Source organism: Streptomyces sp. ISL-96 (assembly GCF_018614035.1).
In the GTDB taxonomy this organism is placed as follows: domain Bacteria; phylum Actinomycetota; class Actinomycetes; order Streptomycetales; family Streptomycetaceae; genus Streptomyces.
The window spans coordinates 174,260-196,954 of the sequence record NZ_JAGGPA010000018.1 but is presented as its reverse complement, the minus strand read 5'-3'; the positions used below and the strand labels follow the sequence as shown (position 1 = coordinate 196,954).

At 69.9% G+C, this 22,695-nt stretch carries 21 protein-coding genes and 2 tRNA genes; 10 read left to right on the top strand and 13 right to left on the bottom strand.

The annotated features are described in order from the left end of the window. Positions 1-30: 30 nt before the first annotated feature. The 4 genes from rsrA to J7E96_RS12545 all read right to left on the bottom strand — a co-directional run bounded on the left by rsrA (position 31) and on the right by J7E96_RS12545 (position 2,852). Positions 31-393 (bottom strand): mycothiol system anti-sigma-R factor, encoded by a 363-nt coding sequence (gene rsrA, locus J7E96_RS12560; protein WP_251069771.1) that lies wholly within the window; start codon positions 391-393, stop codon positions 31-33. After that, entirely contained in the window at positions 390-1,052 is a 663-nt protein-coding gene (locus J7E96_RS12555) for a sigma-70 family RNA polymerase sigma factor (protein ID WP_069927024.1), read from the bottom strand. Before J7E96_RS12555 ends, rsrA begins: the two co-directional genes overlap by 4 nt. A gap of 234 nt (positions 1,053-1,286) precedes the next feature. Further along, complete coding sequence (locus tag J7E96_RS12550) at positions 1,287-1,907, bottom strand: alpha/beta family hydrolase (RefSeq protein WP_215130639.1); 621 nt, start codon at positions 1,905-1,907, stop codon at positions 1,287-1,289. 129 nt (positions 1,908-2,036) lie between these two features. Then, positions 2,037-2,852 carry an SOS response-associated peptidase gene (locus tag J7E96_RS12545; protein WP_215130539.1) on the bottom strand — a complete coding sequence of 272 codons (816 nt, stop codon included), beginning with the start codon at positions 2,850-2,852 and terminating at the stop codon, positions 2,037-2,039. Positions 2,853-2,901: 49 nt separating this feature from the next. Here J7E96_RS12545 and J7E96_RS12540 point away from each other — a divergent pair, with 49 nt between their 5' ends. The 4 genes from J7E96_RS12540 (at position 2,902) to J7E96_RS12525 (ending at position 6,519) form a co-directional block, all read left to right on the top strand. Further along, entirely contained in the window at positions 2,902-3,615 is a 714-nt protein-coding gene (locus tag J7E96_RS12540; RefSeq protein WP_215130537.1) for a M50 family metallopeptidase, read from the top strand. Positions 3,616-3,736: 121 nt separating this feature from the next. Then, on the top strand, positions 3,737-5,080 hold the full coding sequence (gene aroA, locus J7E96_RS12535) for a 3-phosphoshikimate 1-carboxyvinyltransferase (protein ID WP_215130534.1): 1,344 nt from the start codon (positions 3,737-3,739) through the stop codon (positions 5,078-5,080). Positions 5,081-5,094: 14 nt separating this feature from the next. After that, the gene (gene rsgA, locus J7E96_RS12530) at positions 5,095-6,105 is read left to right on the top strand and encodes a ribosome small subunit-dependent GTPase A (protein ID WP_215130532.1); all 1,011 of its coding nucleotides are present in this window, start codon (positions 5,095-5,097) and stop codon (positions 6,103-6,105) included. A gap of 90 nt (positions 6,106-6,195) precedes the next feature. Further along, positions 6,196-6,519: a multidrug efflux SMR transporter gene (locus tag J7E96_RS12525; protein ID WP_215130530.1), complete on the top strand. Its 324-nt coding sequence runs from the start codon at positions 6,196-6,198 to the stop codon at positions 6,517-6,519. Here J7E96_RS12525 and J7E96_RS12520 read toward each other — a convergent pair. Then, a complete protein-coding gene (locus tag J7E96_RS12520; protein ID WP_215130528.1) occupies positions 6,485-7,177 on the bottom strand; it encodes a TetR/AcrR family transcriptional regulator in 693 nt (230 codons plus the stop codon). The genes J7E96_RS12525 and J7E96_RS12520 overlap by 35 nt on opposite strands. 152 nt (positions 7,178-7,329) lie before the next feature. Between J7E96_RS12520 and hisN the strand changes: the two genes are divergently transcribed. Next, positions 7,330-8,124 (top strand): histidinol-phosphatase, encoded by a 795-nt coding sequence (gene hisN / locus J7E96_RS12515; RefSeq protein WP_215130526.1) that lies wholly within the window; start codon positions 7,330-7,332, stop codon positions 8,122-8,124. Positions 8,125-8,306: 182 nt separating this feature from the next. Continuing rightward, positions 8,307-8,711, top strand: coding sequence for a cyclic nucleotide-binding/CBS domain-containing protein (locus J7E96_RS12510; protein ID WP_215130524.1), 405 nt, complete (start codon positions 8,307-8,309; stop codon positions 8,709-8,711). Between the two features lie 64 nt (positions 8,712-8,775). Here J7E96_RS12510 and J7E96_RS12505 read toward each other — a convergent pair whose 3' ends face one another. After that, positions 8,776-10,245 (bottom strand): catalase, encoded by a 1,470-nt coding sequence (locus tag J7E96_RS12505; protein WP_251069769.1) that lies wholly within the window; start codon positions 10,243-10,245, stop codon positions 8,776-8,778. Between the two features lie 124 nt (positions 10,246-10,369). On the opposite strand from J7E96_RS12505, the gene J7E96_RS12500 reads away from it, so the two are divergent. Continuing rightward, on the top strand, positions 10,370-10,786 hold the full coding sequence (locus tag J7E96_RS12500) for a Fur family transcriptional regulator (protein WP_215130520.1): 417 nt from the start codon (positions 10,370-10,372) through the stop codon (positions 10,784-10,786). A gap of 155 nt (positions 10,787-10,941) precedes the next feature. On the opposite strand, the gene J7E96_RS12495 is transcribed toward J7E96_RS12500, so the two are convergent. The 4 genes from J7E96_RS12495 to J7E96_RS12480 all read right to left on the bottom strand — a co-directional run bounded on the left by J7E96_RS12495 (position 10,942) and on the right by J7E96_RS12480 (position 16,514). Then, a tRNA-Met gene (locus tag J7E96_RS12495) sits at positions 10,942-11,015 on the bottom strand. A gap of 87 nt (positions 11,016-11,102) precedes the next feature. Then, positions 11,103-13,259 carry a tetratricopeptide repeat protein gene (locus J7E96_RS12490; RefSeq protein ID WP_215130518.1) on the bottom strand — a complete coding sequence of 719 codons (2,157 nt, stop codon included), beginning with the start codon at positions 13,257-13,259 and terminating at the stop codon, positions 11,103-11,105. Positions 13,260-13,470: 211 nt separating this feature from the next. Then, positions 13,471-13,544 (bottom strand) — tRNA-Met (locus tag J7E96_RS12485). Between the two features lie 42 nt (positions 13,545-13,586). Next, positions 13,587-16,514 carry a UPF0182 family protein gene (locus J7E96_RS12480; RefSeq protein WP_215130637.1) on the bottom strand — a complete coding sequence of 976 codons (2,928 nt, stop codon included), beginning with the start codon at positions 16,512-16,514 and terminating at the stop codon, positions 13,587-13,589. Between the two features lie 136 nt (positions 16,515-16,650). Here J7E96_RS12480 and J7E96_RS12475 point away from each other — a divergent pair, with 136 nt between their 5' ends. Then, complete coding sequence (locus J7E96_RS12475; RefSeq protein ID WP_215130515.1) at positions 16,651-17,208, top strand: PPA1309 family protein; 558 nt, start codon at positions 16,651-16,653, stop codon at positions 17,206-17,208. A gap of 60 nt (positions 17,209-17,268) precedes the next feature. Here the strand turns inward: J7E96_RS12475 and J7E96_RS12470 are convergent, their stop codons facing one another. From J7E96_RS12470 to J7E96_RS12460, 3 genes are all read right to left on the bottom strand, one after another. Next, positions 17,269-18,357 carry a PDZ domain-containing protein gene (locus J7E96_RS12470; RefSeq protein WP_215130513.1) on the bottom strand — a complete coding sequence of 363 codons (1,089 nt, stop codon included), beginning with the start codon at positions 18,355-18,357 and terminating at the stop codon, positions 17,269-17,271. Between the two features lie 422 nt (positions 18,358-18,779). Then, the gene (locus J7E96_RS12465; RefSeq protein ID WP_374196658.1) at positions 18,780-19,241 is read right to left on the bottom strand and encodes a molybdenum cofactor biosynthesis protein MoaE; all 462 of its coding nucleotides are present in this window, start codon (positions 19,239-19,241) and stop codon (positions 18,780-18,782) included. Positions 19,242-19,376: 135 nt separating this feature from the next. Further along, positions 19,377-20,507 carry an SDR family oxidoreductase gene (locus tag J7E96_RS12460; protein WP_215130509.1) on the bottom strand — a complete coding sequence of 377 codons (1,131 nt, stop codon included), beginning with the start codon at positions 20,505-20,507 and terminating at the stop codon, positions 19,377-19,379. A gap of 191 nt (positions 20,508-20,698) precedes the next feature. On the opposite strand from J7E96_RS12460, the gene J7E96_RS12455 reads away from it, so the two are divergent. Both J7E96_RS12455 and J7E96_RS12450 read left to right on the top strand, forming a co-directional pair. Beyond that, the gene (locus tag J7E96_RS12455; protein ID WP_215130507.1) at positions 20,699-22,147 is read left to right on the top strand and encodes a zinc-dependent metalloprotease; all 1,449 of its coding nucleotides are present in this window, start codon (positions 20,699-20,701) and stop codon (positions 22,145-22,147) included. Then, positions 22,144-22,674 carry an NUDIX hydrolase gene (locus J7E96_RS12450; protein WP_215130505.1) on the top strand — a complete coding sequence of 177 codons (531 nt, stop codon included), beginning with the start codon at positions 22,144-22,146 and terminating at the stop codon, positions 22,672-22,674. The genes J7E96_RS12455 and J7E96_RS12450 overlap by 4 nt, the downstream gene beginning before the upstream one ends. Positions 22,675-22,695 lie beyond the last annotated feature (21 nt).

The following is a 22,695-nucleotide window of genomic DNA, read 5'->3' as shown; positions in this document are numbered from 1 at the left end:
AAGCGGTGAGAAGAGGGAACGGCGGGGAGGCTACGCCTCGTTGGCGGCGGCCGGCAGATCGGCGGCGGCCGGGGCCGTGGTCGGCGCGGTGGCCGCAGTCGGCGCGGTCGCCGTAACGTCCTGCTCGGGCACGGCCTGCCCGGACCGGATCAGGTCGATCCGCCCCATGACCTTGGACCGCAGGTCGGCCGGTACGTCGTCACTCCCGCAGCAGCGCTTCACCAGCTTCTTCACGGCCTGTTCGAGACCGTACTTCTCCAGGCACGGGGAGCACTCCTCGAAGTGCTCCTCGAACTTGGTGCAGTCACTGTCGGGCATCTCGTGGTCGAGGAACTCGTAAAGATGATCCAGGACCTCTGAGCAGTCAGTCTCGTGCGGCTCTCCGCAGCTCATGAGCCCGAACCTTTCCCGTCGTTCGACTCTCCGGCACCCGCCGGAACCAGCCCGCGGTCACGCGCGTAGTCCTCGAGCATGCCGCGCAGTTGACGGCGGCCCCGGTGCAGCCGGGACATCACCGTGCCGATGGGTGTTCCCATGATGTCCGCGATCTCCTTGTACGCAAAGCCCTCTACATCCGCGAGGTAGACCGCGATGCGGAACTCCTCGGGAATCGCCTGCAGCGCGGACTTGACGTCCGAGTCGGGCAGGTGGTCGAGCGCCTGCGACTCGGCGGAGCGCAGGCCGGTCGACATGTGCGACTCGGCGCGCGCGAGCTGCCAGTCCTCGATCTCCTCGGCGCCACTGCGCTGAGGCTCCCGCTGCTTCTTCCGGTACGTGTTGATGAAGGTGTTCGTCAGAATGCGGTAGAGCCACGCCTTCAGATTCGTACCTTCACGGAACTGGTGGAAGGACCCGTATGCCTTGGCATACGTCTCCTGCACCAGGTCCTCCGCATCGGCCGGATTGCGCGTCATGCGCAGTGCGGCCGAGTACATCTGGTCGAGGAAGCCCAGGGCGTCGCGCTCGAAACGCGCGTTGCGCTCGACGGTGCTCTCCTCCGCCGCCTGGCCACCGTCGTCGGTCCCTGTGTCGGTCCCAGTGACCGGACCCACCTCCTCCAACGCCGTGGCGGGGCCGAATGCGGACCCGCTCGAATCGGAGGATAGACGACGATCCTGCCCGGCCGCCGCCCGGCGAGGGGCGGTCTTGGCCGCGCTGAGCACCGTCCACTCCAGGTCAGCGGTGTTCGAGCGGCTCGGGCAGATGGTCGATCCCATGCGACGGACTCCCTCTCCACGTACGTGCGGTGTATGTCGACGCACGCAATAACAGAGGTGTCGCGCGCATCATTCCCGCAACCGGTCGATCCAGTTCCCCACGGCGTCCGTGATCGTCTCCACCACCTGGTCCGGGCTGACCCCGGCCTTCTTCGGTACGGCGAATCCGTGATCCCCGTACGGGACCTCCACGAGGTCGTACGCCCCGTCCGGGAACTCCTCGGGCTTCCCGAAGGGATCGTTACCGCCCTGTACGACCAGGGTGGGGACCCCGGCGCCCAGCAGCTCGTCCGCCCTGGACTTCTCGGGCCGCCCCGGCGGGTGCAGGGGGAAGCTCAGCGCGAGTACGGCGTGCGCGCCCAGCTCGACGGCGGTACGGCAGGCGACGCGCGCCCCGGCGCTGCGTCCGCCGGCGATGACGGGCAGCCCGGGCTTGACCAGAGCGGGCCACAGCCCACGCCACCCGGCGTCCAGGGTCTTGGGCGCGGGCGCCACCTTCTTCCCTGCCACCCGCCAGGGCTGCTCCACGAGCGCGACGGTCACTCCGCGCGCGGGCAGCGTGGCCGCCAGCCCCTGAAGATCGCGTGCCTCGATGCCCCCACCGGCCCCATGACTGACGGCCAGCACGACCCACGGTGCGCCGGGCTCGAACCAGGTGATCCGCGCCGCCCCAACCTCGGTATCAACCATCTCACTCTGCGTCACGCCCCCATCCTGCCGGACGGGATCAACCGGCGCCTGCGGCGCTTCGGGAAGGGGCGGGTGGAGGAACAGCGCCGCAGGCACCGCAGCCGCACCGCACCCGCACGCCCCCCAGGGTCAGAACAACGTCTCCACCTCCGGCGCCGCCAGTTCCTCCACCAGCTCCGGCCCGTTGTTGCGGACGTTGCTCACCGCCGTGGTCACCGGATACGCCCGCATCAGCCCACCCGGCGGCGGCGCCAGCAGCGACCGTACGTCCTCGACGTCCGTACGGCCCGGATCCAGCCACGCGTCCCACCGGTCCGGCGTCAGCATCAGCGGCATCCGGGGATGAATATCGGCCAACGATCCCGGCCCGGAGGCCGGCGCCACCGCGAGCGGCGACTTCTCCGCCTCGGTCGTGATGACGGAGCACGTCACCCACCACGCCTGCGGATGCCCCTCCGGCAGCGTCGGGTCGCGCCAGAAGTCGTACAGCCCGGCCATCGCCATGACCGACCCGTCCGTCGGCGTCACGAAGTACGGCTGCTTTCGCGGCCGCTTCTTCTTCCCCTGCTCCTCCAGCTGCCGCTCGCCGGCGCCCGTGACCCACTCGTAGTAACCGTCGGCCGGAACGAGACAGCGCCGCGAGACCAGCAGCTGCCGGAACGACGGCTTCTCGTGCACCGTCTCCGCCCGCGCGTTGATCATCCGCGCCGCGCCCTCGGGTGATTTCGACCACGAGGGTACGAGCCCCCACTTCAGCGTCCTCAGCTGCCGAACCGGACCCTCGTCCCGCGCGTCCTTCACAGGACGCTCCAGAACCACGTGGACTTCCTTCGTGGGAGCCACGTTCCAGTCCGGAGCGAGCGCCTCCTTGGGGTCCCACTTCCGCACACCGAACAGCCCGACGAGATCCTCGGGCCTCCGGCTCGCTGCATACCGTCCGCACATAAGTGCCAGACTGCCACGACTGCCCAGACCTCAAGGAGCCGCCAGGAAAATGGACAGCACCCATCTCGGCGACCTGTGGGACCGCGTGTTCGGTACGCAGCCCGATCCCGGCCAGTGGCTCGTGATCACGACCGCCCTCGTCGCACTCACCGTCGTCGTCCCGCGCGTCATATGGCGGGTGGCGCGCAACGCCATCACCATCGCCCACGAGGGCGGCCACGGCCTGGTCGCCCTGCTCACGGGCCGCAGCCTGGACGGCATACGTCTTCACTCCGACACCAGCGGCCTGACCGTCAGCCGGGGCAAGCCGACCGGCATCGGCATGATCCTCACGGCCGCCACCGGCTACACCGCGCCCTCGCTCCTGGGCGTCGGCGGCGCCTGGCTGCTCGCCGCGAACCACATCACGCTCTTCCTCTGGATCGCGACGGCCCTGCTGCTCGCGATGCTGCTGATGATCCGCAACGCGTACGGCGCCCTGACGGTGATCGTCACCGGCGCGGCCTTCCTCCTTGTCTCCTGGCTGACGACCGCCGAGGTCCAGGCCGCCTTCGCGTACACCGCCGTCTGGTTCATGCTCATCGGCGGTGTCCGTCCCGCCTTCGAGCTCCAGGCCAAGCGCCGTCACGGCGGCGCCCCCGACTCGGACGCCGACCAGCTGTCGCGGCTCACACACGTACCGGCCGTGCTGTGGCTGTTCTTCTTCCACACGGTGTCGGTCTGTGCACTGCTGGGCGGCGGACGCTGGCTGCTCAGGCTGTAATGGCCGTAAGGGCCGAAACGGCTGTCACCACTCGTCAGGCGTCGTCAACAATCAGTTACGACCGGGTTTCGCCACATTTGATCAAGATCCGGGTTCGCCGCGAGCCACTAAAGTGATGGCCATGACCGAAAGCCCCGTGCACCCCGCCCTCTGGCCCGCCCCGCGCGCGGGCGAAGCCGTCGACGCGACCGTCACCGTGCCCGGATCGAAATCGGTCACCAATCGCGCTCTCGTCCTGGCCGCCCTCGCCGCCGAGCCCGGATGGCTTCGCCACCCGCTGCGCTCCCGCGACACGCTGCTGATGGCGGACGCGCTGCGCGCGATGGGCGTCGGCATCGAGGAGACCGTGTCGTCCAGCTCGTCCGCCACGGGCGAGCTCGACGGCTCCGGCGAGGCCTGGCGCGTCATCCCGGCGGGGCTGCACGGCCCGGCCACCGTCGACGTCGGCAACGCCGGCACCGTGATGCGCTTCCTGCCGCCCGTCGCGGCGCTCGCCGACGGCGACATCCGTTTCGACGGCGACCCCCGTTCCTACGAACGCCCGCTCGGCGCCGTCATCGAAGCGCTGCGCACGCTCGGCGCCCGTATCGACGACGACAGCCGCGGCGCGCTCCCCCTGACCGTGCACGGCAGCGGCGCCCTGGACGGTGGAGCGGTCGACATCGACGCGTCCTCGTCCTCGCAGTTCGTGAGCGCGCTCCTGCTGTCCGCCCCGCGCTTCAACCAGGGCGTGGAGGTACGTCACACCGGCGCCACCCTCCCGTCCATGCCGCACATCCTGATGACCGTCGACATGCTGCGCGCGGTCGGCGCCCAGGTGGACACCCCCGAGTCCGGCGGTGAGCCCAACGTCTGGCGGGTCTCCCCCGGCGCCCTGCTCGGCCGCGACCTGACCATCGAGCCCGACCTGTCCAACGCGCAGCCGTTCCTCGCCGCCGCGCTGATCACCGGCGGCCGCGTCACCATCCCCGACTGGCCGGAGCGCACCACCCAGCCGGGCGACGCGCTGCGCGAGATCTTCACCGAGATGGGCGGTTCCTGCGAGCTCACCGAGCAGGGCCTGACGTTCACCGGTACGGGCACGATCCACGGCATCGACGTGGACCTCGGCGACGTCGGCGAGCTGACCCCGGGCATCGCGGCCGTCGCCGCGCTGGCCGACTCCGAGTCCGTACTGCGCGGTGTCGCGCACCTGCGCATGCACGAGACCGACCGGCTGGCCGCTCTCACCCGGGAGATCAACGCGCTCGGCGGCGACGTCACCGAGACCGAGGACGGCCTGCGCATCCGGCCGCGCCGCCTGCACGGCGGGATCTTCCACACGTACCACGACCACCGCATGGCGACCGCGGGCGCGATCATCGGCCTCGCCGTCAAGGACGTACAGATCGAGAACGTGGCGACCACCGCCAAGACACTGCCCGACTTCCCGCAGATGTGGACCGGAATGCTCGACGGAAACTGACGGGGCCTGACGACATGCGCCGCTACGGCAAGAACCCCGACGAAGACGACATCCGGACCCGCCCGAATCCCAAGGGCAACCGGCCTCGTACCCATACCCGCCCCAAGCACGAGGACGCCGTCGAAGGCTTCGTCCTGACCGTCGACCGGGGCCGCATCACCTGCCTCGTCGACGACCGCACGGTCGTCGCGATGAAGGCCCGCGAGCTGGGCCGCAAGTCCGTCGTCGTGGGCGACCGGGTCGCCATCGTCGGCGACCTCACGGGCGACAAGGACACGCTGGCCCGCATCGTCCGCGTCGAGCCGCGCCGCTCGGTGCTGCGCCGCACCGCCGACGACGACGATCCGTTCGAGCGCGTGGTCGTCGCCAACGCCGACCAGCTCGCGATCGTCACGGCCCTGGCCGACCCCGAGCCGCGCCCCCGCATGATCGACCGCTGCCTGGTGGCGGCGTACGACGCCGGGCTCACGCCCCTTCTCGTGCTGACGAAGTCGGACCTGGCCTCGCCGGAGCCGCTGCTCCAGGCGTACCGCCCGCTGGGTGTCCCGTATCTCGTGACCAGTCGCGAGGAGCTGGAGAGCGGGGCGGCGACCGAGCTGGTCCGCGCGCAGCTCGACGACCACGTCACGGCGTTCGTCGGCCACTCGGGTGTCGGAAAGACGACCCTGGTCAACACGCTCGTACCGGAGGAGCGCCGGCGTACCACCGGCGTGGTCAACGCGGTCACGGGCCGCGGCCGGCACACCACCACATCGGCGCTCGCGCTGCCACTGTCGGAAGGGAAGGGCTGGGTGGTCGATACGCCCGGCGTGCGTTCCTTCGGGCTCAACCACGTGGATCCGTCGCGCGTCATCCTCGCCTTCCCCGACCTGGAACCGGGGACGGAGAACTGCCCGCGCGGCTGCAGCCACGACGAGGCGGAGTGCGCGCTGGACCAGTGGGTGGCCGACGGTCACGCCGATCCGGCCAGGCTCGACTCGCTGCGCCGGCTGCTCGCCACCCGGGAGCGACGCGAAGGCGACTGACCGCGTCACGTTTGCCGCCGCCCACTCCTGGTAAGTGCATAATCGCACCAAGTCAGACGAAGCAGTCACCGACACCGGAGGCAACCAACCATGGCGTGGCTGCTGGTGATCGTGGCAGGACTGCTGGAGACCGGTTTCGCGGTGTGCCTGAAGCTGTCCTACGGCTTCACCAGGCTCTGGCCGACGGTCGCCTTCGCCGCGTTCGCGCTGGGCAGCTTCGGCCTGCTGACGCTCGCGCTGCGGAGGCTCGATGTGGGTCCGGCGTACGCGGTGTGGACCGGCATCGGCGCCGCGGGCACCGCGATCTACGGGATGGTCTTCCTCGGCGACGTGGTCTCGACGCTGAAGCTGGTCTCGATCTCGCTGGTGATCATCGGCGTCATCGGGCTCCAGCTCTCGGGCTCGGCCCACTGAGACCCGGCCCCTTGAGACTCGGCCCGCTGAGGGCGGTCCGCAGCAGCCGTGCGAAGTCCTCCCCGGAAGCCGCGGGCGCGACGACGTACGAGAGCGCGAGCCGCACGGTCAGCTCGCAGCGGTACGCGATGTCCGCAACCTCCTCCTTCGTACGTCCTCTCCCGAGCGCGGCGAGCGCCCTGTCCCGTACCGCCGCGGCCAGCTCGGCGGGCCCCGGAGAGCCGGCGTCGGCGCGGCGCTGGGCGGGCACCGGGCACACCGAAACGGTGCGGAAGGTCCTGGCGGGGTGCGGTGCGGGCAGCTTTTCGCCCCAGCAGCCGGTGAGCAGGGCGCGTACGAGCGGATTGGCGCGGGCGGCGGCGACGGTCCACTCGGCGACGGCGACGAGCCGGTCCTGAACTCCCGCCGCCGGATCGGCCGTCCCGGTCGCACCGGCCGTCCCGCCGGCCAGCGCCCGCTCGACTCCCGCCAGATAGCCGTCGGCCTCACGGCGCACCAGCGCGCGGGCGAAGCCGTCCTTGCTGCCGAACTCGTTGTAGAGGCTCTGCCGCGAGACGCGGGCCGCGGCGGCCACGTCGACCATCCGCACTCCCGGCCACGGACGGCCCGCGAGCGCGGTGAAGGCGGCGTCCAACAAGGCTTCTCGCGCTGTGGGCATTGTGGCGTTGCCTCCCCGGCTGCTCCGGTTTCAGAGTTGACGCGGCGCCGGGCACTGTCAATGGCCCGTACGCCGCTGCGTAAGGCCAGGGGACCACGCCCGCACAGCGAGACCATGTGGTTTGTGCAGAACGCGGTCGATACTGTTCAGTCATGCCCGACTATCACGATGATCTGCGCTTTGCCCATGTCCTCGCGGACGCCGCGGACGCCACGACGATGGAGCGCTTCAAGGCGCTTGATCTCAAGGTCGAGACCAAACCCGACATGACACCGGTGACGGAGGCCGACAAGGCCGCCGAGGAGCTGATCCGCAGCCACCTGCACCGCGGCCGGCCGCGTGACGCCGTTCTGGGTGAGGAGTACGGGCTCCAGGGCACGGGCCCGCGCCGCTGGGTGGTCGACCCGATCGACGGCACCAAGAACTACGTGCGCGGTGTGCCGGTCTGGGCGACGCTGATCTCACTCATGGAGGCCGGCGAGCACGGCTTCCAGCCCGTGATGGGCGTCGTGTCGGCGCCCGCGCTGGGCCGCCGCTGGTGGGCGGCGAAGGGCGCCGGAGCGTACACCGGGCGCAGCCTCACCTCGGCGACGCGCATCCACGTGTCCAAGGTCGACGAGATCGCGAACGCGTCCTTCGCGTACTCCTCGCTCAGCGGCTGGGAGGAGCAGGGCCGGCTCGACGGCTTCCTGGACCTGACCCGCGACTGCTGGCGGACACGCGGATACGGCGACTTCTGGCCGTACATGATGGTCGCCGAGGGTTCGGTGGACATCTGCGCGGAGCCGGAACTGTCGCTGTGGGACATGGCCGCGAACGCGATCATCGTCCAGGAGGCGGGCGGCGTCTTCACCAGCCTCGAAGGAGTGACGGGACCCCACGGTGGCAATGCCGCCGCGTCCAACGGCCTGCTCCACGAGGAGATGCTGAGCTACCTCCGCGGCTGACGACCGCGTCGTACGCCGAGGGAAACCGGCGCGTGGAGGCGTGTGATCGCGAGACACACCTTCCCGCGCCCTCTTGTTGCCGTCGCGCCCGGCTGCCACTCTATGAGTCCCCCCACTTGTGAACTTGTGAATCGGTTCTCGTATCTCTCGATGCCCGCTTCACCAAGGAGGTGGCTCTGTCCATGCTCGTCCGTGACGCCATGAGCACGGTGGTCCTCACCATCGGCCCCGCCCACACGCTCCGCCAGGCAGCCCGTCTGATGTCGGAGCGCCGCGTCGGGGCGGCCGTCGTCCTCGACACCGACGCCGACGGACTCGGCATCCTGACCGAACGCGACATCCTCATCTCCGTCGGGTCGGGCCAGGACCCCGACCTCGAAACGGCAGGCACCCACACCACCACCGACGTCGTCTTCGCGGCGCCGTCCTGGACGCTCGAGGACGCCGCCGACGCCATGGCGCACGGCGGCTTCCGGCACCTAATCGTGCTGGACGACGACGGCCCCGTCGGGGTCGTCTCCGTACGCGACATCATCCGCTGCTGGGCACCGAGCCGCAGGCAGCAGACCGCCTCCCTCGTGGGCTGAGCGCGAAAGAGGGCCGGACTCCCCTCGGGGAATCCGGCCCTCCGCCTACGACAAGCGATCCGTACTAGCCGCGCAGGGCCTGGACCGCGGCTTCCAGCCGCTTGCCGAAGTCACCGTCGGCCTGACGGAAGTTGTTGACCGCGCGCTCCGCGATGTCGTCGCGCGACACCTTGGAGATGAACCCGGCGAGGTTCTCGATCAGGCGGCCCTTCTCGTCCTCCGACATCATCCGGTAGAGGTTGCCCGCCTGGACGAAGTCGTCGTCCTCGGCGTGGCTCGGGGCCTCGTGGTTGCCCGTGCCGCCCGTGACCGGGACGGACTGCCACAGCGGCCGGCCCGTCTGCTCGGGGCCGCCGAAGCTGTTGGGCTCGTAGTTCTTGGTGCCCTTGTGGCGGCCGTCGTACAGGTAGCCGTCACGGGAGTTCGTCCGCGCCTCGGTGGCGTGCGGGCGGTTCACCGGCAGGTGGTCGGCGTTGATGCCGACGCGGTAGCGGTGGGCGTCGCCGTACGCGAAGAGACGGCCCTGGAGCATCTTGTCGGGCGACGGGCCGATGCCCGGCACGAAGTGCGCGGGGCTGAAGATCGACTGCTCGACCTCGGCGAAGATGTTCTCCGGGTTGCGGTTGAGCTCCAGCTTGCCGATCTCGATCGGCGGGTAGTCCGCGTGCGGCCAGACCTTGGTCAGGTCGAACGGGTTGAAGCGGTACGTCGCCGCCTCGGCCGCCGGCATGATCTGCACCTGCACCGTCCAGGACGGGAAGTCACCGCGCTCGATGGACTCGCGCAGGTCGCGCTGGTGCGAGTCGGGGTCGACGCCGGAGAGGCGGTTGGCCTCGTCGGTGGTGAGGTTCTTGATGCCCTGGTCGGTCTTGAAGTGGTACTTGACCCAGAAGACCTCGCCGGCCTCGTTGTTCCACTGGTACGTGTGCGAGCCGTACCCGTTCATGTGGCGCAGCGTGGCGGGGATGCCGCGGTCACCGAACAGCCAGGTCACCTGGTGCGTCGACTCGGGGCTCAGGCCCCAGAAGTCCCACACGTTGTCGGCTTCCTGCGAGCCGGTGTACGGGTCGCGCTTCTGGGTGTGGATGAAGTCGGGGAACTTGATGGCGTCCTTGATGAAGAAGACGGGCGTGTTGTTCCCGACGAGGTCGTAGTTCCCCTCCTCCGTGTAGAACTTCAGCGCGAAGCCGCGGGGGTCGCGCACGGCGTCCGCGGAGCCGAGGTTGCCCGCGACGGTGGAGAAGCGCAGGAAGGTCTCGGTCTTCTTGCCGACCTCGGAGAGGAACTTCGCCCGCGTCCACTGCGAGACGTCACGGGTCACCGTGAAGGTGCCGTACGCACCGGCGCCGCGGGCGTGGACTATGCGCTCCGGGATGCGCTCGCGGTTGAAGTGGGCGAGCTTCTCGAGCAGCGCCTGGTCCTGGACCAGAACGGGGCCGCCTACGCCAGCGGTCTCGCTGTTCTGGTTGTCGGCGACCGGCGCGCCGGCCTCCGTGGTAAGCGGTCCCTGCGTCACGTGCGCCTCCTGCGTCATACCTGCAAGTCCTGTCCCTTGGCGTTTGCCGCTCCCGATCCTACAATGGACATTGTCTAAGTCAAGCAAACATCCAAAGTCGCACCCGTTCGGGACCTGGGTCCCCCACTGTTAGGCTGGTCCCATGAGTGACCTGTTGGAACGACTGCGCGGACGCGGCTGGCGTATGACCGCTCAGCGGCGCGTCGTGGCCGAAGTCCTTGACGGGGACCACATCCACCTGACCGCCGACGAGGTGCACGCGCGCGCCGTGGCCAAGCTGCCGGAGATCTCCCGGGCGACCGTCTACAACACGCTGGGCGAGATGGTGTCCCTCGGCGAGGTGCTGGAGGTCTCCACGGACCGCCGGGCGAAGCGGTACGACCCGAACGCGCACACCCCGCACCAGCACCTGGTCTGCGCGCGGTGCGGCGCCATCCGCGACGTACACCCGGTGGGCAATCCGCTCACGGACCTGCCGGACTCCGAGCGCTTCGGCTTCACGATCTCGGACGTAGAGGTGACCTACCGGGGCACGTGCCCCAACTGCGCCTCCGCCTGACGCCGACACGACCTGCACGACCTGCACGACGAAGGGCCTGGCACCAGAATCTGGTGCCAGGCCCTTTTGGTGATCCGCCCGTACGCCCGTATGTCCCGTATACGACGAAGGCCCGGATCTCTTTCGAGATCCGGGCCTTCGGGCTACCTCTTCAGTAGCGGGGACAGGATTTGAACCTGCGACCTCTGGGTTATGAGCCCAGCGAGCTACCGAGCTGCTCCACCCCGCGTCGGTAAACACGACTGTACGTCCCCGATGCCGACCAGCGCAAATCCGTTCCGTGCGGACTGGAGAAACGATCCTCCGGTAACTCCGACTACGCGGTGAGCTCCTGGTGCAGCGCCTCGCGCAGTCTCGCCGCACGCTCGGCGACCTCGGCGGGCCCGAGCTCCACGGCCCGCGCGCACCACCGCTCGCCCTCGTCCAGCTCGCCGTGCCGGGCGGCGAGCAGCGCGAGGCGCAGCGCCGCGCGGCCGTGGCCGGCGTGCGCGGCGCGGGACCACCACAGGGCGGCCTCCGGCTCGCTGCCCTCGCGGGCCAGCAGCAGCCCCAGGTTGAAGGCGCCGTTACGGCTGCCCGCCTCGGCGGCCTCCCGGTACCAGCGCGCGGCGCCCTCCAGGTCGCCCCGGCCCGCGGCGAGCATGCCGACGCGCACCTGGGCGCGGCGGTGACCCTGCTCGGCGGCGCGCTCGTACCACTCCTCGCACTCGGTCTTCTCGTTCAGCGTCTCGCCGAGCCCGGGCGCGCTCGGCGGGGGCTGCCTGCGGTCGAGCAGCGTGGCGAGGCGGAAGGCAGCCTCGGCGTTGCCGCTGCCCGCGGCGCAGCGCAGGTGCCGCTCGGCGTCCTGCTCCTCGCCGTCGCGCAGCAGGGCGATGCCGACCTGGAGTGCGGCCTCGGTGTGCCCGGCGGCGGCGGCGCGCTCGTACCAGACGAAGGCCGTACGGTCGTCGTCGCGACCCGCGTAGAGGATGCCGAGGTTGAAGGCGGCGTCGACGCTGCCGGCCTCGGCGGCCTTGGAGAACCAGGGCTCGGCGCCGGCCGCGTCGCCGCCCTGGAGCAGCAGGATGGCGAGCGCGTTGGCGGCCTCGCGGTGGCCTGCGTAGGCGGCGCGGCGGTACCACTGGTCGGCCTGGGCGTTACGCCCCTGGGCGGCGCAGAGCAGTCCGAGGTTGTACGCCCCGTTCACGTCACCGGCGTCCAAGGCGGCGCGGTACCACCGCTCGGCGGTCTGCTGCTCACCGCGGGCGGCGTGCAGGGCGCCCAGCGCGTTGGCGGCATTGCCGTCGCCGTCCTGGGCGGCGCGCAGCCACCACACGGCGGCGCTCTCCTCGTCACCGGCGTCGCGCAGCAGGAAGCCCAGCGCGCACGCGGCCCGTGCCTCGCCGTCCTTTGCGGAGGTCAGGTACCAGCGCCCGGCCTCTTTGAGCTCGCCGCGCTCCTCCAGGATGGCGCCGAGGTGCAGGGCTGCACGCCGGTGCCCGCGCGCGGCGGCCTGCCGGTACCACTGCTCGGCCTCCACGGCGGGGGGCAGCTCCCCGGCACCGATCCCGGCGTGCCGCGTACCGGTACTGAACTGCCCGCCCCCGGTACGACGACCGGCGGCCGGCGCCACACCGGGCTCCCCCGACTTCTCGGCCTCACCGCCCACCTCAGCGGTCCCGACGTACCCGTAACCGGGGTAGCGGGTGCCCGAATGGCCGAGATCGAGGACGGAGCCCAGACCGGTGCCGGTGTCCCAGTCGCCGTCGCTGTCGCCGTCGGGGCCGCTGCCGAGCACCCTGTCGGCACGGCCGCCGGCGCCGCCGCGGCCGGTTCCCGTACGCGGGCCCGCACCGCGCCTCGCGCGCGCGTTTGTGCCCCCCTGCGTGACGCCGGAAGCGGCCACGTCGGCGTGCGCCTCCGCGGCGGCGCGGCGGTCCAGCGTGCGGGCGAGGCGGTACGCCGCTTCACGGTGCCCCTGCTCGGCGGCGGCGCGCAGCCAGCGCTCGGCGCCCACGTCACTACGGTGTTCCAGCAGGTCGGCGAGGGCGTACGCCCCCAGCGCGTGCCCCTGCTCGGCGGACTGGCGCAGCCAGTACTCCGCGGCGGGCTCGTCGCCGCGCTCCCGGTAGTGGCGGCCGAGTGCGTGCGCGGCGGCCGCGGACCCGGCCACGGCGGCGATGCGCCACCAGTCGGCCGCCTCGTCGGCGTACCCGCGCTGATGGAGAAGTACGCCCAGATTGTTCGCGGCGGCGCGGTCGCCGTCGGCGGTCGCGGCGCGCAGGTGCGGTTCGGCGCCGTCGAGGTCACCGCGGCGCAGCAGCAGCGAACCGAGCACGCTCATGGCCTCCGTGTCGCCACTCTCGGCGGCGCGCCGGTGCCGCGCCTCGGACTCGGCCTCGGCGGTATCAACGGTGTCAACAGCGTGCTCTTGATGTCGCTGCACAAACCGCCCTGTCTCCAACAGAGTTGTCCTGTCCCCCATAAAAGCCATCGTCGCACCACCCGCAACCCGCGTACACCTGGTATACCGCAGCCAGTGAGGTCACTTCAGCGTTTTGTCGACATGCCCACAGAGAGACACTTCAAACGCTTCGGCCCCAACTCCCCCCGTCAGGACGACGCTTCGCACGGGCACACGGATATCCGGACACAACGAAGGCCCGGATCTCTTTCGAGATCCGGGCCCTCGTCTTCTTCTTCAGTAGCGGGGACAGGATTTGAACCTGCGACCTCTGGGTTATGAGCCCAGCGAGCTACCGAGCTGCTCCACCCCGCGCCGTTGTGTTCAAACAGTACCACGGCGCGGGGATGTCCCAGCTCAGCTGCCCTTCTGGTCGCCTTCCCCGTCCTGCTCGGCGGCCTTCTCGGGCTTGTCGGCCTCGGCACCCGGCTTGGCCGGCGCCTCGGTCTTCGCCTCGGCGTCGGCGGCCCGCTGAAGCGCGTCCTGGAGCTTCTCCTGCGCCGCGCCGTACGCGGTCCAGTCCTGCTTCTTCAGCGCCTCCTCGCCCTCCTCGTACGCCTTCTGGGCGTCCTCGATGGCCTTCTGGAGCGACTCTTCACCCTCGGCCGGAGGCCTGGTGGTGTCACCGTCACCCGGCGGCGGTGGCGTTTCGCCCTCCTCGCCGAAGACCGCGTTCAGCGCCTCACCCAGCGTGTTCTTGAAGACGGTCTCCCTGCCGTACGAGACGGCGACCTTCTTCAGGAGCGGATAGGCGTTGTTGCCCTGGGCGTACACCGGCTCGACGTACAGGAAGCCGTCGTTCAGCGGGATCGTCAGCAGGTTGCCGTACTCGATGTCCGAGTTGGCGCCCTTCATGTTCCTGACGAACTCGGCAACCTCCGCATTGCTGTTGAGCCGGTTCTGCACCTGCTGCGGCCCCGGTACGTCGCCCGTGACTCTCAGGAGCCTTATCGTGCCGTAGTCCTTGCTCGACGCGTCGGCATCGACCGCCATGAACGCACCGAGGTTGGGGCGCCCGTTGGGGGTGAACGTCGTCGTCAGCGAGAACCTCCGGTCCTGCTCCTTCGGCATCTTCAGGCTCAGGTAGTACGGCGGTACGGAGCTCTTCTCGCCGGTCGTCGGGTCGTCCGGCACCTGCCACGCGTCACTGCCGCTGTAGAACTGCGACGGGCTCTCGACGTGGTAGCGGGTGAGCAGCTCACGCTGCACCTTGAAGAGGTCCTGCGGGTAGCGCAGGTGCTCCATCAGTGCCGGCGCGATGTCGCCCTTCGACTTCACCGTGCCCGGGAACGCCTTCATCCAGGTCTTGAGGACCGGGTCCTCGGTGTCCCACTGGTACAGCTTGACCGAGCCGTCGTACGCGTCGACGGTGGCCTTCACCGAGTTGCGGATGTAGTTGACCTGGTTCTGCTGGGCGACCACCGCGCGCTGGCTGTCGGTCTGCGACAGCGAGTCGGCCGTCGTGTCCCCCAGCGTCGTACGCGAGGCGTAGGGGTAACCGTTGGTGGTGGTGTACGCGTCGACGATCCACTGGACACGTCCGTTGACGACCGCCGGGTAGGCGTCGCCGTCGAGGGACAGCCAGGGCGCGACCGCCTCGACGCGCTCCTTGGGCGTGCGGTTGTACAGGACCCGCGAGCCCTCGCCGATGGCTCCCGAGTAGAGGATCTGCGGCTCGCTGAAGGCCACGGCGTACGCGGCGCGGTTCAGCGGGTTCGACAGATTGACCCCGCTCTTGCCCTCGTAGCTCGTGGTCTTGGTGGGCTCGCCGTTCTTCTCGTAGTCGAGCTCCTGCTGCGGCCCGCCCACGATCGAGTACTGCTGCGTCTCCTCGCCGTAGTAGATCCGCTGCTCGTACTCGCCGAGCATGCCCTGCGACGGCAGGCCGGACTCGATGAAGTCCGGGGCGCCCTCGGTGTCCGGCTTGACCGCCGTGCCCTTGGCCGCGACCACGCCGTATCCGTGGGTGTACGTGAAGTGGTCGTTGATCCAGTTGCGCTTGGGGATGCCCTTGAGGTCGAGCTCGCGCAGACCGACGACCGTGTCCTGGCCCTTGTACCGGTCCACGTCCAGCGTCGTCGGGAACTGGTAGTACTTGCGCTCCTGCTGGAGCTGGTCGAAGGTCGGCGGGACGACGTTCGGGTCGATCAGCCGGTAGCTGGCCGCCGAGTCGGCGTCCTTGCGCAGCTGGGAATTGTCCTTGCTGTCGCCGACGCCCTGGTAGTCGTCCACCTTCGCGTCATCGATGCCGTACGCCTTGCGCGTCGCGTCGATGTTCTTCTTGATGTACGGCGCTTCCTTGGCCTGCTCGTTCGGCTGGACCTGGAACTTCTGCACGATCGCCGGGTAGAGCCCGCCGATCAGGATCGCCGAGAGCACCATGAGGCCGAAGCCGATGACGGGCAGCTGCCAGGTGCGGCGCCACAGCGTCGCGAAGAACAGCAGCGCGCAGATGACGGCGATGCAGAACAGGATCGTCTTCGCCGGGAGGTAGGCGTTGGCGTCGACGTACCGCAGACCCGCCCAGTTGCCCGTGGCCTTGAAGTCACTGGACTTCACCGCGAGGCCGTACCGGTCGAGCCAGTACGCGACGGCCTTGAGCGTCACGAAGATGCCGAGCAGCACCGACAGGTGTCCGGTCGCCGCGGCGGTGGCCCTGGCGCCCGGGCTGGTGATGCGCAGGCCGCCGTACAGGTAGTGCACGAGGGCTGCGGCGATCAGGGACAGCACGGTGGCCGCGAAGCCGAAGCCGAGCAGGAAGCGGTACCAGGGCAGGTCGAACGCGTAGAACGCCACGTCCATCTGGAACTGCGGGTCCTTCTGGCCGAAGGACACGCCGTTGACCCACATGAGCCACGTACGCCACTGACCGGACGCGGAGGCTCCGGCGATCAGCCCGACCAGAGAGGTGACCGCGAGGAGCACCCACTTCTTGTACGGGGCGACGCCCATCCGGTAGCGGTCCAGGTTCTGCTGTTCGAGCGACATCGCGCTCAGCGGCGGCCTGAGCCGGTGCGCGAGCCAGATGTTCACACCGACGGCCAGGGCCATCAGCAGCCCGAACACGGCGAAGAGCCCGATCTTGGTCCACAGGGTGGTGGTGAAAACGGAGGAGTATTGGACCGAGCGGTACCAGAGCCAGTCCGTCCAGAACCCGGCGAACATGACAAACGCCATGGCCAGGACGGCCAAGACGCCCAATGTCATGAGCAGGGTCCGGACACGCCGGGACGGGCGGCCGACTCTGATCCGTGGCCCTGTCGGGCCTCCGCCGCGGTCCGGCATCTGGAAAGCCAAGGTGCGCACCTCGAAAGTTCGCTGTCGTAGAAGCAGGCTCCGCGATCGTAGAGCCCACTCATGCAACTTACTGAAGCTTTACTCAGTTCCCGCTTTGGGGTCCGAAGGAGGCAGGATGTCGAGCATGTCCAACGATTCCCCCTCCGGGCCCCCCATGGCCACGAGCCCGCTCACCCGCGCCGTGCTCGAAATCGACGAATACACCTCCGGACTCGGCTGGGACCAGCCCGCCAGGCTGTTCGCTCTGGTGGACACCGCCCAGCTGCGTGCGCAGGAGCCGGGTCTCGCCGCCCAGCTCGGTCTCACCGAGGGCGAGTCGACGGCGACGCTCACCCCTGTCGAGCAGGAAGAGATCCCGGCGGGCACCGCGCTCGACGAGTTCCTCGCCACGATCGCCTGGCCCGACGCGGTGGCCGGCTGCGCGCTGACGGTGGAGCGGCTGATGCTCCCGCCGTCCGCCGAGGCGTCCGTACCCGAGGGCCTGAACGAGGCCCAGCTGGCGAAGTGGGTCGCGAAGCACCCCGACCGCCAGGAGGTCCGCATGACGGTGGCCGTGCTGCGCAACGGCGTACGCGAGTCCGCGCTGCGGCTGCGCGAGAAGGACTCACCGACCGAGGTGCTGACCGGGGCCATGCTCGTTCCCGGTCTCGCCGAGGCCCTGGCGGCGACCTTCGAGGCGTAGCCGCCGTAAGCCCTGTGGGGGCACGGTCGCCGGTCGCCGGCGATCAGCCGTTGCCGGTGGTCAGCCCGTCGTGCACTGCGGCAGGCCGGCCGTGTCCCCCTTGCGGATCTTCTCCAGCGACTTCTTCGCGTCGTCGATCGTCTTGACCTTCACCAGGGTGAGGCCGTCGGGGATGTCCGAGGCCGCGGACGCGCAGTTCTCGCTGGGCGTCAGGAAGTACTCGGCGCCCGCGTTGCGCGCGCCGACGGTCTTCATCTCGATGCCGCCGATCGGGCCGACCTTGCCGTTCTCGTCGATCGTGCCGGTGCCGGCCACGAACTTGCCGCCGGTCAGGTCCCCGGGCGTGATCTTGTCGACGATGCCGAGGGAGAACATCAGGCCCGCGCTGGGGCCACCGACGTCCGCCAGCTTGATGTCGATGGTGAACGGGAAGGTGTGGTCGGGCCCCGCCTGGATGCCCACGATCGCCCGATCGTCGTCGCCGGCCTTCTTCGTGGTGATGGTGATGTCCTCGCTGCCCACCGGCTCCCTGCCCGCCTTCTCCGCCGCGGCCGCTTCCTTGGCGGGGACGATCGTGAAGACGACCTTCTCCGTCGGCTCGTGCTTGGTGACGAGTTCGGCGACGTCCTTGGGGTCCTTGACGGGCGTACCGTCCACGGCCTTGATGACGTCGCCCGCGTGCAGCTTGCCCTCGGCGGGGCTGTTCTTGAGAACGGTCGAAACCACGACCCGGGTCTGCACGGGAATGCCCAGTTCCCGCAGGGCGGCCGTTTTGGCGGTCTCCTGGGACTGGCTGAATTCCTCGGCGTTCTCCTGTGTCGACTGCTCTTCCGTCTTGCCGTCCGGATAGAGCGTGTCGTGCGGGACCACCACGCTGTCGTGCGCGAGCCAGCCGTAGACCGCCTCGACGAGGTTCATCCTGTAGTCCGCGCCGGTGACTCTGACCGTCGTCATATTGAGATGGCCGCTGGTGGGGTAGGTCTTGCGACCGGAGATCTGCAGTACCGGCTCGCCACTTGCCTCGCCGAGGGTGTTCACCGTCGGGCCGGGAGACATCTCGGAGTACGGCACTTTGATGAATACGCCCGCGCACAGCAGCGCGATGAGGAGGAGGGTGGAGGCGAGCATCGTCGCTGTGCGGCGTGGCATGGAACGACAGTACGGGACGGGTATGTCAGTACACCGCTGGGGCCGGTCCGTACGAGGCCAGAGGGCTCGGGCGTACGGTCGGGGCCGCTTCACTTGTCGTCAGGCGGCGTCGGAACCGGAGTGCGACTTCTCCATCGCCGCCCGGAACCGCGCGTAGCCGGCGAGTTCGGAGACATCGCCGGCCGTTCGGTTTCTGGCTGCCCAGCTTCCCCATATCGCAGCACCAAGTACAGCGAAAAGCGGAATCAGCAACCACGCGAGTGCCGCCATTCCGACCTCCCGACCCCTAGGACCGACCACTATTGGCCGATCAGCAGATTAGCCACCGGTGCGTCCAACGCTCACGGCAGGGGCCGGGTTACGCAAATCGGGGCGCTTGCGCGGCGCGCAGGTTTCAGCGGGAGTTCCGGCGCACAAGCGCGTCAGCAGGCTCCGACCCACTCCTCCGTACCGTCGGAGAAGGTCTGGTGCTTCCAGATCGGCACTTCGTGCTTGAGGTCGTCGATCAACTTGCGGCAGGCCTCGAACGCCTCGCCCCGGTGGGGACAGGAGACCGCGACGACGACCGCGAGGTCGCCGACTTGGAGGTCACCCACACGGTGGACCGCGGCGAGTGCGCGTACGGGGAAATCCGCCACGACCTTTTCGGCCACCCGGCGTAGCTCGTCCTGGGCCGAGGGGTGACAGGAATAGCCGAGCTTGTCGACGTCGGCGCCCCCGTCGTGGTTGCGCACGGTGCCGACGAACAGCGCCGTTCCGCCCGCGGCGTCGTCCCCCACGGCTCTGAAGATCTCGTCGACGGAGAGCGGGGTGTCGCGAATCGCCAGCAGCCGGATGGGGTCCTGTGCCGCCTGCTCGCCCGGGTGGGAGTACGTGCCTTCCATGGTCCCCATCGTGCCGTACCGCACCGACATTGCGGAATAGCGCTTTCGACCGGCTGTACGGGCCAGGTATGGAGGGTTCTACAGGCGGCCGGGTTCTTGACGAGCGAGTCGGCGGGCGAGGCCGGCGGGCGGGGCCTAGCGGCCCCTGGCCTTGCGTACGCGGCGTACCAGCGCGGCCGTGCCCAGCAGTGCGACCGTGGCGCCGGCGGCGCCAGCAGCCGTGGCGTCCTTGCGGCCGAGGCGGCGGCCCGCGACGGTGTGCCGGCCCGCGACCTCCTCCAGCAGTTCGGCGAGTACCTCCTCGTTGGTCCACCGAGGCCGCCAGCCCGCCGCGTGGAGCCTGCTGACGCTCACCACCCAGGGATGCATCGTGTAGGCGAGGTCACCGGCCGGAGACGGCGTGAGGCCGATCCGGTGCAGCCTTGCCGCGGCCCCCAGGGCGACCGCGGACGGCAGCTCCATGCGGCGGATGCCGCTCAGCTCCTCGACCTCCTCCTGCTCCAGCCAGCCGTCGCAGCCGACCGCCAGCTCGCCGTCGACCTTCTCCAGCGCGGCGTACTCCAGCGCGCTGACCAGGTCCTCCACGTGGCAGAACTGCCAGGTGGGGCGGGAGCCGGTGACGACCAGGAGGCGGGGCGACTCGAAGTAGCGGGTGAGCGAGGTGTCCGTACCGCCCACCAGGACGGCGGGCCGCACCACCGTGACATTGAGACCGGGGTGCGCGCGGGGCGCACGGCGGCCGAGGCGTTCGATCTCCAGAAGGTCACCGACACCGGCCGCTTCCGCGGTCGCGCGCAGTTCCGCGTCCTCGGAGAGCGGGATGTCGTTGTCGGGCAGTGCGCCGTAGACCATCGCCGACGTGCACAGCACGACACGGTGTACGCCCGCGGCCGCGGCGGCGGTGAGCACCGTCTGGGTGCCCCGCACGTTGTACGCCGTACGGGCGGCGGGGTCCGACTCCAGGTCGAGGTCGAGCGCGAGGTGCACCACGACGTCGGCGCCGCGCAGCTTCTCCGCGATCGCCGGATCTCGTACGTCGAGGATGTGCCACTGCGCCTCGGCCACGTCGCCGCGGCGCTCGTCGATCGCGACGACCTGTTTGATCTCCTCGGACGCGGCAAGGCGCTGAGTGAGCAGCGCGCCGATGCCCGAGGCGGCACCCGTGACCGCGACGACGGGACCGCGGGCTGTCGGACTTGGATCGTTTCGCCTCTGGCGAACTTCAGCGCTCTGCGATGCGCGAACCTGCGGATCTGGGGAACTCACCGGGCGTCTCCAGCGGTTGTCTTCAGTACGTACACGCGGTGGCGCGTACGTACCAGGTGGCGTCCATCCTGCCGCAGGCAGAGACCCGGCGGAGCACCGAGCCCATCTCGGCTTCCGGTGTCTACGCTGGGTGGTGATGTCGGGCAGCTGCCGCCGGCCGGAGCCGGCGGCCTTACGAGCCGAGGAAACCCGTGAGTGACACCCCATTCGGATTCGGCCTTCCGCCGGAGGAGCCGGAGGACGGCGACGATGGCAAGAAGAAGGGCAGCGAGGGCGGTGGCCAGGGTGGCCAGGGTCCGGCGAACCCGTTCGGCGGGTTCGGCGGTCTGCCGGGCGGCTCGGGCGGCCCCGGCGGCGGAGACAATCCGTTCGCCGCGATGTTCGGTTCGCTGAACCCCAACGATCTGGGCGCGGCCTTCCAGCAGCTCGGGCAGATGCTGAGCTACGAGGGCGGTCCCGTGAACTGGGACATGGCCAAGGACATCGCGCGCCAGACCGTCTCGCAGGGCACTGCCGACGGCACCAAGGACTCCAGCGTGAGCCCCGGTGAGCGGTCCGCGGTCGAGGAGGCGGTTCGTCTCGCCGATCTGTGGCTGGACGGCGTGACCTCGATGCCCTCGGGCGCGGCCACGTCGGTGGCGTGGAGCCGTGCGGAGTGGGTCGAGGCGACCCTGCCCGCGTGGAAGCAGCTGGTGGACCCGGTCGCGGAGCGTGTCGGCGCGGCCATGGGCGACGTACTGCCCGAGGAGATGCAGGCCATGGCGGGCCCGCTGCTCGGGATGATGCGGTCCATGGGCGGTGCGATGTTCGGCCAGCAGATCGGGCAGGCCGTGGGCGTACTGGCGGGCGAGGTGGTCGGCTCGACCGACATCGGGCTGCCGCTGGGCCCGGCCGGCAAGGCCGCGCTGCTGCCGCTGAACGTCGAGGCCTTCGGCAAGGACCTGGGCATCGAGAAGAACGAGGTGCGGCTGTACCTGGCGCTGCGCGAGGCCGCCCACCAGCGCCTCTTCGCTCATGTGCCGTGGCTGCGCTCGCACCTGTTCGGCGCGGTGGAGGGGTACGCGCGCGGTATCGAGGTCGACACCTCGAAGCTGGAGGACGTGGTCGGCCAGCTCGACCCGTCGCACCCGGAGCAGCTTCAGGAGGCGCTCCAGCAGGGCATGTTCCAGCCGGAGGACACGCCGGCGCAGAAGGCCGCGCTGGCCCGTCTGGAGACGGCGCTCGCGCTCGTCGAGGGCTGGGTGGACGCCGTGGTGCACGAGGCGGCCAAGCCGCGGCTCACGTCGGCTGACGCGCTGCGCGAGACGCTGCGCAGGCGCCGGGCGTCCGGTGGTCCGGCCGAGCAGACGTTCGCGACGCTCATCGGTCTTGAGCTGCGTCCGCGGCGGCTGCGGGACGCGGCGCGGCTGTGGGCCTCGCTCACCGACGCGCGCGGCGTGGACGGGCGCGACGCGCTGTGGGAGCACCCGGACATGCTGCCGACGGCCGACGACCTGGACGACCCGGACGGGTTCGTGCACCGCGAGCACCTGGACTTCTCCGAGCTCGACAAGATGCTCGGCGAGGCGGCCGGCGGGGGCGCCGACAAGCCGGACCTGAAGAAGGACACGGACGGCGAAGAGGGCGACGGCGACAAGTGAGCCTGCACGACGACGCGGTCCTCGTACTGAAGAGCCTCAACAGTTGCGAGGACCAGGACGAGCTGCGCCAGACCTACCTGGACCACCTGTCGGCGCACCCGGACGGGATGTGGAAGGCCTGTGAGGCCGGGCATCTCACGGCGAGTGCGCTCGTCGTCGATCCGGAGCGCGGGCGGGTCCTGCTGACGCTGCACAAGAAGCTGAACATGTGGCTTCAGATGGGCGGTCACTGCGAGCCGGGTGACGCGACGCTCAGGGACGCGGCGCTGCGCGAGGCCACGGAGGAGTCAGGCATTCCGGGGCTGACACTGCTGCCCGTCGGCCCCGTGCGGCTGGACCGGCACCCGATCCCGGCGCCCTGCAACTGGCACCTGGACGTGCAGTACGCGGCGCTGGCGCCGGGTGGTGCGGTGGAGGCGATCAGCGAGGAGTCGCTGGACCTGCGCTGGTTCGCGTACGACGAAGTGGCGGGCGTGGCCGACGAGTCGGTCGTACGACTGATGGAGCGTACGCGCGCGGCACTGTAGACGTCCGGCAGGCAGGAACTG